11 protein-coding genes are annotated in these 14,657 nt (G+C 44.1%); 5 read left to right on the forward strand and 6 right to left on the reverse strand.

All coding sequences use genetic code 11. From position 1 onward, the window contains the following. Positions 1 to 80: 80 nt before the first annotated feature. The 3 genes from OCU90_RS13830 to OCU90_RS13840 form a co-directional block, all read right to left on the reverse strand. Entirely contained in the window at positions 81 to 1,307 is a 1,227-nt protein-coding gene (locus OCU90_RS13830) for an ABC transporter substrate-binding protein (RefSeq protein ID WP_004734434.1), read from the reverse strand. Positions 1,308 to 1,484: 177 nt separating this feature from the next. Beyond that, the gene (locus OCU90_RS13835; protein WP_004734435.1) at positions 1,485 to 2,336 is read right to left on the reverse strand and encodes a carbohydrate ABC transporter permease; all 852 of its coding nucleotides are present in this window, start codon (positions 2,334 to 2,336) and stop codon (positions 1,485 to 1,487) included. Continuing rightward, positions 2,336 to 3,256 carry a carbohydrate ABC transporter permease gene (locus OCU90_RS13840; RefSeq protein WP_004734436.1) on the reverse strand — a complete coding sequence of 307 codons (921 nt, stop codon included), beginning with the start codon at positions 3,254 to 3,256 and terminating at the stop codon, positions 2,336 to 2,338. The genes OCU90_RS13835 and OCU90_RS13840 overlap by 1 nt, the downstream gene beginning before the upstream one ends. A gap of 296 nt (positions 3,257 to 3,552) precedes the next feature. Here OCU90_RS13840 and OCU90_RS13845 point away from each other — a divergent pair, with 296 nt between their 5' ends. From OCU90_RS13845 to OCU90_RS13855, 3 genes are all read left to right on the forward strand, one after another. Further along, positions 3,553 to 4,635 (forward strand): ABC transporter ATP-binding protein, encoded by a 1,083-nt coding sequence (locus OCU90_RS13845; RefSeq protein ID WP_061022418.1) that lies wholly within the window; start codon positions 3,553 to 3,555, stop codon positions 4,633 to 4,635. Between the two features lie 281 nt (positions 4,636 to 4,916). Continuing rightward, positions 4,917 to 6,257: an MATE family efflux transporter gene (locus OCU90_RS13850; RefSeq protein WP_061022419.1), complete on the forward strand. Its 1,341-nt coding sequence runs from the start codon at positions 4,917 to 4,919 to the stop codon at positions 6,255 to 6,257. 291 nt (positions 6,258 to 6,548) lie between these two features. Then, on the forward strand, positions 6,549 to 6,851 hold the full coding sequence (locus tag OCU90_RS13855; protein WP_017084205.1) for a DUF1330 domain-containing protein: 303 nt from the start codon (positions 6,549 to 6,551) through the stop codon (positions 6,849 to 6,851). Between the two features lie 190 nt (positions 6,852 to 7,041). Here the strand turns inward: OCU90_RS13855 and OCU90_RS13860 are convergent, their stop codons facing one another. Continuing rightward, positions 7,042 to 8,739 carry a solute:sodium symporter family transporter gene (locus tag OCU90_RS13860; protein ID WP_061022421.1) on the reverse strand — a complete coding sequence of 566 codons (1,698 nt, stop codon included), beginning with the start codon at positions 8,737 to 8,739 and terminating at the stop codon, positions 7,042 to 7,044. Positions 8,740 to 8,840: 101 nt separating this feature from the next. After that, positions 8,841 to 10,943 (reverse strand): alpha-galactosidase, encoded by a 2,103-nt coding sequence (locus tag OCU90_RS13865; protein WP_061022423.1) that lies wholly within the window; start codon positions 10,941 to 10,943, stop codon positions 8,841 to 8,843. 248 nt (positions 10,944 to 11,191) lie between these two features. On the opposite strand from OCU90_RS13865, the gene OCU90_RS13870 reads away from it, so the two are divergent. Continuing rightward, positions 11,192 to 12,265 (forward strand): LacI family DNA-binding transcriptional regulator, encoded by a 1,074-nt coding sequence (locus tag OCU90_RS13870; RefSeq protein WP_061022426.1) that lies wholly within the window; start codon positions 11,192 to 11,194, stop codon positions 12,263 to 12,265. A 272-nt stretch (positions 12,266 to 12,537) separates the two neighbouring features. Further along, entirely contained in the window at positions 12,538 to 13,653 is a 1,116-nt protein-coding gene (locus tag OCU90_RS13875; RefSeq protein ID WP_017095495.1) for a phosphatase PAP2 family protein, read from the forward strand. Here the strand turns inward: OCU90_RS13875 and OCU90_RS13880 are convergent. After that, the gene (locus OCU90_RS13880) at positions 13,646 to 14,575 is read right to left on the reverse strand and encodes a LysR family transcriptional regulator (protein ID WP_061022428.1); all 930 of its coding nucleotides are present in this window, start codon (positions 14,573 to 14,575) and stop codon (positions 13,646 to 13,648) included. The two genes, OCU90_RS13875 and OCU90_RS13880, sit on opposite strands and share 8 nt — an antisense overlap. Between the last annotated feature and the right edge of the window lie 82 nt (positions 14,576 to 14,657).

Genomic DNA, 14,657 nt, shown 5'->3' on the forward strand with positions numbered 1-14,657 from the left:
AACACTAATCAAATAACACTGGCAATGACAAACTGAAAAGGAAAAGAGCCGCAGCAAGAGTCGCTGCGGCAGATAACGTATTACTTAAAGGTACGCTTGCTCACCTTATCGAGTTTCTTCAAGATTTTTTCGATTCGGTCAGGGTGAACCATAAACTCTTGGAAGCCTTTCATGCCCTCTTTGGCCATCGCAGGATCGGTATCACGGTCATAGAACTGAGCCGTACCATCGGTAGAAGCGAGCATTGCTACACCTTTATCTAAGAACGGATCTGACTTGGCTTTGGCTTTATTGTTGGTCGGAATTTGTAACAGCATCTCATTGATCAGCTGTTGGTTTTCCGCACGCGCAACAAACTCTAGGAACTTACGTGCATCTTCCTTATTTTTCGCTTTTGAAGGAATGTGTAGCGTATCCATTGGCGCGTCTTCTGACATCGGAATACTTGGGTCGATGACAGGGAATTGGAAGAAATCCATCTTGCCATCCAACTCAGCAGGGAAGTTAGGCGTGATGAAGTTACCCATCAGGTACATCGCCGCTTTACCGTTGTACAAGAAAGGTTGAGCTTCTTGCCAAGAATAAGAGGCGTGATTTTCTAGATAGTAACCAGGCTCAACAAGCTCAGCCCAGTTAGCGAACGTTTTCTTCACACGTTCGTCAGAATAAGGCACCTTGCCTTCCATCAACTGAATATGGAAATCCAAGCCGTTGGTACGCATGTTGATGTAATCAAACCAACCTGCAGCAGTCCACAAGTACTTAGTACCAATCGCAAACGGCGCCACACCATTTTCTTTCAGCGTTGCCGATGCCGATTTCAGATCATCCCATGTTTTAGGTTCAGCAATTCCATACTGTTCAAAGATGTCTTTTCGGTAGTAGATACCCCATTGGTAATACGTGTATGGCACACCAAATTGCTTGCCATTCACCGTCATTGCAGGTGCGGCTGACGCAAAGTCTTGCTTCATGTTGTTGTCAGTCCAAATATCACTAACATCTTCAAACAGGCCGCGGTCAACAAAGGCTTTCATTCGGTTACCCGCATACCAAAAAACCACGTCCGGCGGCGAAGTAACCAACCAATTACGAATCGTTGTTTTGTACGACTCGTGATCGTACAAGTTGTACTTGACCGTAATATCTGGGTTTTCTTTTTCAAAGCGGTTAATGATCTCACCCCACGCCTCTTTCGGCGCTGGATCAGAAGCATCAGAGTTGATGACTAAGGTGCCAGCAAACGATGTTGCAGACATGGAGGCAGCGAGCACTGCAGAGGCAGCGATATGTTTCACGTATTTCATATTGAGGTCCTTGTTATGGAGCTAAGCTCTCTAAGTCCAATTCTTATTGTTTTCTCTCGTAGGGTGGTTCGTGTTTTAGTTTCTCTTCAATGATTCATCCATTCGGGATGTCGGTAGCAATAACGGCTTATAACAGCCGATATTGCTAGGTTCGTGTATCGATTCTTATCTCGTTATTTACCCTTTGGTCGCACCTAATGTCAGACCTGCGATAAAGTGCTTTTGCATGGTAAAAAACAGCACTACCGGTGGGATAGCCGCAACCACTGCACCCGCCGACATAAACTGCCAAGACGCCAGCCATTGGCCTTGCAGTGAGCTCAACCCCGCAGTCACAGGGCGAACGTCATCACTCTGAACCAGTACTAGAGCCCAGAAGAAATCATTCCAAATAAAGGTAAACACCAATACAGCTAACGCCGCTAAAGCTGGGCGAACCAAAGGCAGTACGACATGCCAGAATATTTTCCATTCGCTGACTCCCTCCACACGCGCCGCTTCGATCAAGGCATCTGGGATCCCGACGATAAAGTTACGCATGAACAAGGTACAAAATCCGGCTTGAAAAGCGATATGGAAGAAAATCAGCGCCCAATGGGTATCGTAAAGGCCAAGTCCAATCGTTAAATCACGCACTGGAATCATCAAAATTTGGAACGGAACAAAGTTGCCCGCAATAAACATCGCAAAGATCCAAACGTTGGCTTTGAAGTTGTATTTCGCCAAGGCATACCCAGCCAGAGTCGAGAGAGCGACAGCCCCTGCGACCGCCGGCAGTGTGATGATCAAGCTATTGATTAGGTACTGCCCCATCGAGGTCGAGGTAAAAACTTGGGTGTAGTTCTCTATGAATTGAATCTCGCTCGGCCAGCCCCAGTAATTACCTTTGTTGATGTCATCCATTGAACGAATTGACGTCATCATCACGGCGATAAGCGGTAACAACCACATCACGATCGAGATAGGTAACGCCACTCGGTAGCTGATATTAGTAAAGCGACCGGCTTTTTGAATTGGTTGCGGAAACATTATTTTTCACTCCTTAACATGCGCCACAAGAAGTAAGCGATATAGATATCCATAATCAGAAACAGCACCACAGAAACCGCGGCACCGTACCCCATTCGATAGTTAAAGATAGACTCTTCATACATTTGATACGCCAGTACCGTCGAGCTGCCCCAAGGTCCACCCGCCGTCATGGTTGCCACTAAATCGAAAGAACGCAGGGCACCAATCACGGTCACGACCACAGCAATAAACGTCGCGGGTCTTAGTTGAGGCAACACCACGTACCACAACATGCGCCACTTCTTTGCACCATCCAGTCTCGCCGCTTCTAATTGCTCTGGGTCGAGGTTATTCAACCCAGTGAGATACAAGATCATGCAGTAAGAAATTTGTGGCCATAGACCAGCGGCAATGATTCCGTAGGTGACATAGTCTTCGTCAGCGAGTATTGATATGGGCTCAAAACCGAACGCACCCAATACCATATTGAAAAGGCCAAATGACGGGTCATAAAACCAAGAAAATACGAGGCCGACCACCACTTGAGAAATAACAAAGGGGAAAAAGAATAAGGATTTTACGACACGAATGCCTTTCACTTGTTGGTTTAAGAAAAGGGCAATCGCTAAGCCACACGGTGGCGCAAGCATAAAGAAGATCAACCAAAGGAAGTTATTCGTTAACGAAGTATAAAAAGCATCAGAGTCAAATAGCTCACGATAGTTCTCAAGCCCTACCCACTCTTTTTCACCTAGCCCGTCCCACTCAAAGAAGCTCAGCCAGATACTGTCCAAGATGGGGTAGATAACATAGAGAGAGAAGATAGCGATGGCTGGCGCCAAGAACAGCCAAGGCGACACCTTAGAACTAATGCGCCTTTTCTTTTTCGCCGATGGGATGCGATTTTCTGGGTATATCGTTTTCACAGATTGCTCCATTTCCCGAAATTCCTTGTATTAAAAGCTTCATTTACTATTTGATTAATTTCCACCTAGGTTTCTAAATTTAATCAAGCAACGCAGCATTTATAGTAATTACGTTCAAATATTAGGCTTATTGATAACATTGCGCACAGTTATGTTTTATTTTTGTAAACGTTTCCACAAAAATCAGTATAGATCGCCAAATTTATATGACCACGATCAATAAATCATGCGAGGCACCTAACAAATTTCTGATGAAAGCGTATGTTTTAAAGGCAAAGAGATGCAGTCCAACGAAGCAAGGAGAGAGCATGGCTGATATCAGCTTAAAACAGGTCATCAAACGATATGGTGATGTTCAAACGATCCATGGTGTTGATCTAGAAATAAGTAACGGCGAATTCGTAGTATTCGTTGGGCCGTCTGGTTGCGGTAAATCAACTCTCTTACGCTTAGTTGCTGGCTTGGAAGAGATTACTGAAGGTGAGATCCATATTGGCGATGATCTGGTTAACGATGTCGATCCTGCCGAGCGTGGTGTGGCGATGGTATTCCAATCCTACGCCCTTTATCCGCATATGACGGTTGAAGAAAACATGGGCTTTGGCCTGAAAATGAACGGTGTAGCTAAAGAAGTCGTCGAGAAACAAGTCACCAGTGCAGCGAAAACGCTTCAACTAGACCCTTTGTTGAAACGTAAACCTAAAGAACTGTCAGGTGGACAGCGTCAGCGTGTTGCTATTGGTCGAGCGATTGTTCGTAACCCAAGAGTGTTCTTATTCGACGAACCTTTATCAAACTTAGATGCTGAACTTCGTGTCGATATGCGGTTACAAATCGCAAAATTGCATCAAGATCTGCAAAATACCATGATTTATGTCACGCACGATCAAGTAGAAGCAATGACACTTGCAGACAAAATCGTGGTACTGAGAGATGGTCGAGTTGAGCAAGTGGGTTCACCTCTCGAACTGTATCATTCCCCTCAAAATGAATTTGTGGCCGGCTTTATTGGCTCTCCAAAAATGAACTTCTTGCCATGTGTGGTCAATAACACCTCTGACACTCATGCCCAACTTACCGTCAATGGCCTCAGTAAAATTACTCTGCCATTGCCAAGTGATGGTCTTGCTGAAGGACAAAAGCTGACGCTTGGTATTCGACCAGAACATTTGGAGATCAATGGCGACTCAGATATCACGATTGAATTCCAGAGCGAGGTAGTAGAAAGATTGGGCAACAGTACTTATATGTTTGGACAATCATGTGGTGTTGATAGCTTTAAAGTTCACCTCCCCGGAGATCAAGAGGTCACACGTTATCAGTCTCTCAATCTAAATTTCGCATCAAAAGATTGTCATCTGTTTGATGCTGAAGGTCAGCGTATTAACTAGACTTTTCAAACGGTAAAGCTAGCTCGATGTCGCTAGCTTTACCACTTCATTTCAAACTCACTTCTTGTGCCACTTTTAAGTAGTTAAACGCTTCCACTTTCTTCCTCTTTACCTTATGAAACATCTCTCAAAAGTTTCATAACTCACACCTAAATGTTGGCCTCAGAAGACTTATTCGAACTTTATTTACCCTTAATAGCTATCCGGACATTAATTTGATAGTCGTTTACTCAATAATGGCTAAACTATAGTGTCGCTTACCCCTTTCTGAGAAAACCCAAATGCCTAATGCTGATTCCACCCTAAATAAACGCATGGGAATCGTTGCGCTCACCTGGCCAATTTTTATCGAAGTTCTTCTAAGAACCGCACTCAACACCAGTGATGTATTCATGTTATCGGGGTACTCAGACAAAGCCGTGTCTGCCGTTGGTGTTATCTCTCAGATATCCTTTTTTCTGATCATCGTCTCAACCATGGTCAGCAGCGGTACAGGCATCCTAATCGCACAATACAACGGTGCCTCTCGCACTCAAGAGAGCGCTCATGTGGGCGTGGCGAGTATTATCTTGGCCATTATTACCGGTGTGTTACTCAGTATTATTGCGATTCTTGGTGCTGAATATTTTATTCCGCTCTACCAACTGGAAGCTCAAGTCGAACAGTACGCTCAAGAGTATCTGTTTATCAGTGGTGCTCTCACCTTTAATGTCACGATAGGTGTCGTTCTCACCACGATTCTACGCAGCCATGGCTATTCAAAATCACCGATGGTCATCAACATGATTGCAGGTGTGATCAACATCTTCGGCAACTACTGCGCACTTTACCAACCTTTCGGGTTGCCAGTGTACGGCGTACAAGGGGTTGCAACAGCGACAGTCATTAGCCAAGTGATCGGCTTATTGATCTTAATCGGTGTCGTAAGAAACAAAGGCATTGACCTACCGATGAAACAGTTCAAATCTGTGCCTAAAGCTATCTATCAAAAAATCATGAAGATCGGCTCTATGAATGCTGGAGAAGTACTCTCTTACAACATGGCGCAAATCAGTATTACCTTCTTTGTGGTTCAGATGGGAACGTCTTCATTGGCCGCATTTACTTACGCACAAAACATCGCACGTCTCTCTTTTGCCTTTGCCTTAGCCATCGGCCAAGGTAGCCAAATCCAAACGGGTTATTACATTGGTAAAGGTTGGATAGATGAGATAGCCAACCGTGTACAACGCTATTTTGTGGTTGGTTTCATCGCCTCTATCAGCATTACCTGCGTGGTCTATATTTTCCGATTCGAGATTTTGGATCTCTTCACTCAAGATCCAGAGATCATCGCACTGACTGCCGCACTCATCGCAGGCTCGATACTTTTAGAAGGTGGTCGCGTGTTTAATCTGATTTTCATTTCTTGCTTAAAAGCCGCAGGCGATATTAAGTTCCCGATCAAAATGGGCATTCTTAGCATGTGGGGCATTGGCGTTGCGATGAGCTATTTACTTGGTGTGCATTGGGGTTATGGCGTATTTGGTGCTTGGATGGCAATCGCGATGGACGAATGGTTCCGCGGATTGATTATGGTTCGTCGCTGGCGAGCGAAGAAATGGACTCGATTCTCTTTGTAGATCATTTAGAGCCTTGCTGATTACCACTCGAGCTATGTGTTAGAACCCATGTTAATACTGTGCCCAGAAACACTCTGGGTACACTCAATAAGGTACTTGTACCTAACTCAAAATGACAGCCCCCACCTAATGTTACTTTCAGATAACCCGAGTTGCCCTCCATTAGTTATAAATTCATCAAAAGCGCACTACTATTACCTTACTCGTTAACTATGTCGTTAATGACCGAATGCTAAGCACGCACTGCTACTAATAAGCACAAAGCCACTGGCATGATAGGAGAACAAGATTATGTCTTATTACTCAGTACTAGAAGTTACGCCAACCACTGACGCTTGGGTCGCTGATTACATCGAACCAGCAACCAGACTCGTCACAAAATATGGCGGTAAATATCTAGCTCGCACTGCTAGCCACGAAAACGTAGAAGGTAACGCTGAGCAGCCTGCATTGCGTGTCATCATTGAGTGGCCATCAAAGCAAGCTGCCGTTGATTTCATTAATGACGCGGAATATGCCCCACACTTAGCTGCACGCACTGCAGGTTCAGTTAGCCACCATGCGCTTATCGAAGGTAAAGACGACCTAGCGTAATCGAGAGTCCAATTTCCGATTAATATTTAGATATAAAAAGACCCCCAATAATTGGTGTCCAACTATTGGGGGTCAGTTCATAGCGCGGCTTTTTTTATTCACTTTATAGTAATTAGCCTATGGCGAACCTTTTACTCAAAATCTATAAACTATTAAATAATATCAGATAGTTAAAAGCCAATTTAAGTAATTAAACCGGAGCTTCAATGCCCTTCTTACGCTTTGCTAATCGGCCAAAAATACCGACTAACATTACAATGCCGCACACACCGTACACCTGCATGATGGTTGGATCATCCGAGACAAAACCAACATCAGAGAACATCACGTAAGCACCTAATACCATGTAGAGAATGATAGCCGAAGCTTCGAAACGGAACTTCCAAGGTGTGACATCGATATTTTCATTCACAGGCATCACGTAATCATCTTCACGTGGCATAAAGTAGCCAATGATGAACATCAGCGCTGTACATACAACAAACAGAATCGCCAATTGGTGTAAGAAGTGAATAGGTGTTTTGAACACTAACTGCATCGCAGCGTATGAACTTACAAATACCACCAATGCCACTTTAGCCGCTAGAGCTGGCACACGTTTAGAGATGTAACCCACAAACACGATAGTGAAGATTGGCACACTGAAGAAGCCCGCTACCATTTGTAGGTATTGGAACAAACCTTCTGGTGCGTACATGATGAACGGTGCAATGCACACAGAGATAATCGCGATCACAACGCCAAAGATACGGCCTTTACCCACCAGCTCTTCATCTGTTTTACCTTGGCCAAACAAAGGTTTGTAGACATTCAATGCAAATAGAGTGGTCGAACTGTTAAGCACACCATTAAATGTACTTAGGATGGCACCAAACATAACCGCGACAAAGAAGCCAACCAACGGCTTAGGCAAAACTTCGTTAACCAAGCGCGTGTACATAGTGTCTGGATTACCGGCATCTGCACCAAACATGTGGAATGCGATGATGCCTGGAATAATTAGGAACAGTGGAGAGATAACCTTAATCGCACCAGCAAGAATCACCCCTTTCTGACCTTCTTTTAAGTTCTTAGCACCCAACGCACGCTGGATGATTGATTGATCCGTACCCCAGTAGTAAAGGTTCACAAGTAGAAGACCTGTAAACAAGGTTGAGAACGGCAGTGGATCAGTATCTGTACCAACCGATTGCAGTTTCTCTGGCGCTGCATAAAGCAGAATATCCAAGCCAGCACCAAAGCTGCCCTCGCCCAACACCATCAAACCAAACACGGGGATCATCATGCCGCCAACAATCAGGCCTACGCCATTAATCGTATCCGCAATCACAACCGCTTTTAGGCCGCCATAAATCGCGTAAAAGAAGCCAAGTAGACCAATCGTCGCCGAAATAAGGGCTATTGAACTAAACTCTGAAATATTTAGCAGAGCTTGAACATCAAAGATCTCCCCTAAAACAACGGCACCGGCATAAAGTGTGGTTGGCAAGATATTGATGACGTACTGGCACAAGAAAAGTAACGTCACAAACTTCTTCACCGACATGTCGTAACGGCTCTCTAAGAAGTCTGGAATCGTCGTTATCCCTTGCTTCAGGTAACGCGGTACCAGCATCAGAGCGATGATGACTAAAGTGACACCAGAGGCCACTTCCCACCCCATGACACTCATGTTGTGGGTATAAGCTTGTGCACTCATACCAACAAAGCTAGTCGCGCTTAAGTTGGTTAAAATTAGGGAGCTGGCAATCAAACCACCGGTTAAGCTTCTTCCGCCGAGAAAGAAGCCGTCTTGTGAGGTGTTCTTGTCATTTTTAACTTTGTTGTAGGTAAACGCGACAACAAAACCAGTAAATAACAAGAATGACAGCAGAACTGTAATAGACATTTTGTTTTCCTTAAGTTTAGTTATTGCGGCAGCAATTCCTCGCTGCCGATTATATTTTTATATTTAGAATTTTATTTGTAGGGGTACTCAGAGTTAGCGCTTCATATCTTTTTCAGATGAACAATCAAGGCTGACTCTGGGTCTAGAATCGGTAAGGTCAATCCAATTTCCTTGAGGTTATCGCCACTCAGGGTCAACGTTTTGTCGAGCCATTGGGGGCGCTGTTTCATCAACTGGAAACTGGTTTTTGGCATGTCCACTAACTTCACTTGATACATCGCGTTGTCTTCCACGCAGCTAATACGAAGTGGCGAAGGCAGAGCATATTCAGGCATCGCTAATTGGCACACGGTGATCAGCATTTCATCGTCATTTTCAACGCCATAAATGTTCTGATTTTTGTCCGAAGGATCCATTCGGAAACTACGGCCAGAATGTAAAACATGACGAAATTGCTTATGCAGTGAAATGTAATGTGAGAATGCTTGTTTCTCTTCCGGTGACTCTTTAACGGGGTCAAGCTCAACACCCATGTGCCCCATGAGTGCGGTTACACCACGCATATTGATGCTGTGACGACGATTTGTTGAGTGGCATTCTGCTGGGCCGATATGCGCGCCCATCACCTCTGGTGGGAAGAAGTAACTCATGCCTTTTTGAATGGCTTGGCGTTCTAAGGCATCATTACAATCCGATGCCCAGAAGCGATGGGTTCGTTTTAGAATTTCAAAATCGATACGGCCGCCGCCCGAAGAACAAGATTCAATTTCGACTTCTGGGTGCGCTCGATTCAACTCATCAACAAGGCGATATAGCGCTTTAGTTTGACCATGCACCGCGGCCTTACCTTGATGACCCGGTTGAACCAACTCTCGGTTCATGTCCCACTTAAGGTAAGTGATGTTGTATCGAGTCAGCAGCGCATTGAGGCGTTCATACAAGTAGTTAAAACACGCTTCATTTTGTAGGTCTAACACGTATTGCCAACGACCAGACGGTTGATGATACCCTTGTAGACCAAGTACCCAATCCGGATGGTTTCGATAAAGATTAGAGTCTTGGCTAACCATCTCAGGTTCAACCCACAGGCCAAACTCCATACCCTGTTGATTAACATGTTCAATCACAGGTTCTAAGCCATTTGGGTATTTCACTTCATCCAAATACCAGTCGCCCAGTGCCGTGCGTTCACCATCACGCCCCACAAACCAACCATCATCAATAATGAAACGCTCAACGCCCATCACGCCCGCTTCTGTTGCCATTTGCATGATGTAGTCAGGCTTGTGATCAAAATAGATCCCTTCCCATGTGTTTAAATGAACGGGACGAGGTTTATCTGTTGGGAATTTAATAATGTTGTCGCGAACAAATTGTTGAAAGCGTTGCGCGATGCCATTTAAACCTGAGTTGCTGTAACAGCCATAGAGCCAAGGTGTCTGATAAGTTGCCTCTGGTTCTAGAATCGATTCACCCGCTAGCAATAACTCTCCCGCTTGAACAAAGCGGCGGCCATCACTACGAACATCCGCGCGCATTTGGTGGTTACCGCTCCAACCCAAATGAAATCCCCACACCAAACCGTTTTGCTCTGAGAACCCTTGAGTGCCTGCAAACATGCCAGGGAAGTTTTCATGTGAAGTACGACCGCGACGGTTCTCTTGCATGAAGCCGCCGTGTTCAAAACGCTGACGTTGCGTTTGGAACTCATGACACCAACGGCCATGGAACGTCATAAGCTCGTTAGCATGATTCGGCAATGGCAGCGTTGAAGAAAGCTTGTTCAAGTAGTATTTATTGCTGCCTTTATTGGTGACGGTTACACGCTTTTGGACGACGTCAGATTCGAAATCCAGCTTAATCTCTACCTTAAGGTTCAGTTGAGCAACCTTGTCTTCAAGGAAAAAACACGCCTCTTGATCTTGAGCATCGTAACGAACGGTCTTAAAGACAGGAGCCCAATCACGCCCTTCTCTGTGACCTTCAATGCCTGGAGCGTTAAAGTGCCCACTGCCTAATTCAGGACAAAGAGAGAGAGGCACATCCACATCAAGTCGCGCTTGGGAAATCGGTCTCTCTGTCGAAAGCAGAAGATCTTCATCAATACTTGCGATCTTTGCCCCCCAATGCAAAACCTCTGGAACACGCCCTGATTTAATGATCAAACTATGGTTTTTACTCTTTAAGTGAATAAATTCGTTCATTACTAATCTCCATTGTTTTCGTAAACATAATATAGGAATGATAATGAACCCATCACGCCAGATTAGTATCCAAAACCCACAAAATCGTGATGTAAATTGGCTTTACCATTCGAAAAACTTGCACAAGATCGACTGTTTCCGGAAACATTTTTAATGTTTTAAAAGACATTTATTTGAGAGTGAGCAGAGTTTAGTTTGGTAAATTTCGGTAGGCTTATTTCACTCCAAAATATTCGATGAGCAGAGCGATGAGTATCACCTTCAAAGACGTAGCAAAACTGGCAGGGGTATCCACCCAGACGGTATCTCGAGTAACCAATGGCTCACAAGACGTCGCGGAATCCACCCGCAACAAGGTTAACGCCGCCATAAAGCAACTGGGATATGTACCCAATAAAGGTGCGCAAATGCTCAGTCGAGCCAAGTCCACCAGCGTTGGCTTAGTCACTCTCGATATGGCACTGCATGGCGCAGCAATGATCGCCAATGGCGTGCGAATGCAGGCTCATGATATGAGTTATGGCGTCGCTTTCTCTGTTGTTTCCGAGCCTAATCTCGCGAACACCCGTGAGGCCATTCGTGAATTGATGGCTCAACAGGTAGACAGCATTATTCTGAATGTGCCTTTAGAGAGTGCCGATGCAGAATGGTTAGTGGAACAATATCAGCACCTCAACCTTATCTTCATTGATGTTCCCTCTAACAGCCAAGTGAACTATGTTTGCGGTGATCATGCGGAAGGAGCAAAACTGGCAGCTCAACATCTACTTGAAAGCGGACGAACGGACTTCCTGCTGATCACTGGCCCGAATGAATCCAGTGCCTCAAAGATTCGTCATCAAAGTTGGTTAGCCGCGTTATCAGATGCAGAGAGTAAGGTGCAGTATCAATATCAAGGAAACTGGCAAGCAGAAAGTGGTTATCTTGGCGTTCGAGAAGCTGTCTCTAAACAAGCCGTATTTGATGCCGTGTTAGTGGCAAGTGATCAGATGGCACTGGGAGCTTTACGTGCACTGCAAGAACTGCAGATACCTGTCCCTGATAAGGTTGCGGTCGTCGGCTTTGATGGCATCGAGGACAGTGCGTTTTTTAATCCACCATTGACCACCATCAAACAAGACTTCACCACGATTGGTCGACAAGCTGTGGTACTTGCAGAGAAGCTCAACGCTAACTCACAAGATGCTTTACTGCAGCACCATATCGAAACTGCATTACTCCCAAGAGAAAGCAGCCAACCTAAGGTGACGGCTCACTATGAAAAACAAGAGATCGAGCAACTGCTGAAAAGAATTCAGACCCTTTTGCCAGAATCGACATAAAAGAAAAAGCGCTAGGGGGAGCTAGCGCTTTAAGACCAACTAAGTCCGTTTAGCCTGGTAGTTTTTTAAGCTATATCATGAGGATATAACCATTTTTTTACTTAGGTAAATCAAAAAGCCTATTCTTTACGACTGCTTTGAGTCGTAAATTAAGTATAGTCGGGTTGCGAAAAATGGAAGGAATTATTTCGGTTATTTTTGCTAAATCGAATAAAGCTAAAGTAGAAAACCAGCTCAAATGAACTAACCTTTAATCATGATAGGAAATCTTGATGAAGGGCTATATGGATTCAGAGACGACCACCGCCAAACCCGCTCCTCAAAAAGAACAATCAAACTTATTGTCGTCTTTACTTCATGAATTCAGAAGAAACAAACTGATTCTGTATTATGTTGCATTTACGACACCGTTAACGTTAGTTGTTAATTATTTCGTGCCTCATGAAGTTCGATACAACATATATACCTACTTAGAGATCTTAGCCACAGTCTGTTACGTCACCTTTATTTTATGGGCGACATACTACTACTGCCATTTATTGTTCAATCGAGAAAAAAGACCCACTAAACAATTCATCAATAAAATTAAAACTCTGTTGTTTCCAGTATCAAAGCCGCTCTACTTTATTTTATTAATGCTCGTCTTAAACATCTCATTCTCTAGCTATACCTTCTTAAAATCAGTCATTCCTTATCTCAATCCATATTTTTTAGATCTCGATTTTTACCATTTAGATAAATGGTTGCACTTTGGCATTTCACCTTGGGAAATTACCCACTTTTTTTTACCGAATTCAATAGCTTCACTCGCCATCAACATCTTGTACAACTTGTGGTTTTTTATCATGTGGGGAATGCTGCTTTATTTTGTCATTTACCGTAAAGATGACCAACTTCGCAACCAGTTTTTACTCACATTCTTAAGTTCATGGTTTATCATTGGGAACATAATGGCGACCCTTCTATCATCAGCAGGCCCTGTTTTTATTAGTCACTTCAATGACCAAGATTTGTATCTTCCCTTGATGCAAAGATTAAACATGCAGAGCGCAGAACTCACTGAACGTGGCTTTATGTCTTTGTGGGCACTCAGTACTCAAGATGCGCTTTGGGCAAGCTACGTTGGAGGTATTGGAGATATAGGGACAGGAATCTCAGCCATGCCCAGCATGCATGTAACCATATCCGTTCTGATTGCAATGACATCATTCAAATTAAATAAGAAACTCGGTTACATAGCGTGGATTTACGCCTTCTTTATTCAGGTTGGGTCGGTGCATTTGGCATGGCATTACGCTGTTGACGGTTATGTCGGCGCACTAATGGTTATTACCCTCTGGCACTTGATAGGTTACATGCTTAGAAGAAGCTCACCATCAATCACTTAACAGCAATGACAATCTCAACCGCCTGGGAGATCACTTTTCTCAAGTGAGTATTCTTGTCGTCTAATTGCTTTCCCTTACGATAAACAAGCTGTATATCAAAATCAGGAACGTCTATTGGCGGGGTGACAGCTATCAGTGAACTGTCGACATTAGGGGCGTTTCTAGCGACTAACTTAGGCACAATACACAATAGTTTTCTGCCACTGATCAATCGCTTTACCGTTAAGAAGTTGCTCGATGCGATTGCCACTTTTCTGGTGTAGCCCAGCTCAGCCAATTTAGTATCAACTGCGGTTTTTAGGGCTCCATTAGGCGATACTAAGGCGTGCTCCACAGAGACAAATGATTGTAGTGACATAGGCAACTCAACATCCAACACCGATTCATCAAGCAAGCAGACATGTTGCTCAGTATAGAGAAGTTCTGTGCCATACAATTTAGGCACTTCACCAAAACTGCCTATCGCAATATCTAGCTTAGCCTCTTCAAATACCTGCTGATAATTGGTTCGATTAACGTTGAAAAACGCGACTTGAGAGCTTGGCGAAACTTGCTTAATAAAGTCAAAGATCATTGGGCCAAACATCTGTTCAGCGTAATCGGTCAGCCCTATTTTCCAGCTGCCTCTATAACTATCAACTTCAAACCTTTTGGACAACAGAACTTCAGATTGAATAGTATTAAGCAACGCATCGACGGTGCTTGATAATTCAATGGCTCGGTCGGTCGCTTCCATCTTGCTACCGACACGCTCAAACAAAGGGTCATCAAACAGCTTTCTCAGTCTTTGTAAGCTATGACTCATCGCAGATTGGCTGACATAACAACGCCCAGCAGCCTTACTCACGCTATTCGTCTTATACAAAGCCTGCAGTGCAATCAATAAGTTAAGGTCAATTCCTTTCCAGTTAAAATCAGCCACAAATCAATCCCATATCATTCATAGTTATAATTAAAACAATTAATTTGAATCATAGTTCAACTCCACCTAAATTACGCTAAAC

The sequence above is a fragment of the Vibrio splendidus genome (assembly GCF_024347615.1).
Lineage (GTDB): Bacteria > Pseudomonadota > Gammaproteobacteria > Enterobacterales > Vibrionaceae > Vibrio > Vibrio splendidus.

Excerpts from the sequence above, each read along its gene's own strand:
- OCU90_RS13830 (WP_004734434.1), bottom strand. The coding sequence starts at position 1,307 with ATGAAATACGTGAAACATATCGCTGCCTCTGCAGTGCTCGCTGCCTCC.
- OCU90_RS13835 (WP_004734435.1), bottom strand. The coding sequence starts at position 2,336 with ATGTTTCCGCAACCAATTCAAAAAGCCGGTCGCTTTACTAATATCAGC.
- OCU90_RS13840 (WP_004734436.1), bottom strand. The coding sequence starts at position 3,256 with ATGGAGCAATCTGTGAAAACGATATACCCAGAAAATCGCATCCCATCG.
- OCU90_RS13845 (WP_061022418.1), top strand. The coding sequence starts at position 3,553 with ATGGCTGATATCAGCTTAAAACAGGTCATCAAACGATATGGTGATGTT.
- OCU90_RS13850 (WP_061022419.1), top strand. The coding sequence starts at position 4,917 with ATGCCTAATGCTGATTCCACCCTAAATAAACGCATGGGAATCGTTGCG.
- OCU90_RS13855 (WP_017084205.1), top strand. The coding sequence starts at position 6,549 with ATGTCTTATTACTCAGTACTAGAAGTTACGCCAACCACTGACGCTTGG.
- OCU90_RS13860 (WP_061022421.1), bottom strand. The coding sequence starts at position 8,739 with ATGTCTATTACAGTTCTGCTGTCATTCTTGTTATTTACTGGTTTTGTT.
- OCU90_RS13865 (WP_061022423.1), bottom strand. The coding sequence starts at position 10,943 with ATGAACGAATTTATTCACTTAAAGAGTAAAAACCATAGTTTGATCATT.
- OCU90_RS13870 (WP_061022426.1), top strand. The coding sequence starts at position 11,192 with ATGAGTATCACCTTCAAAGACGTAGCAAAACTGGCAGGGGTATCCACC.
- OCU90_RS13875 (WP_017095495.1), top strand. The coding sequence starts at position 12,538 with ATGAAGGGCTATATGGATTCAGAGACGACCACCGCCAAACCCGCTCCT.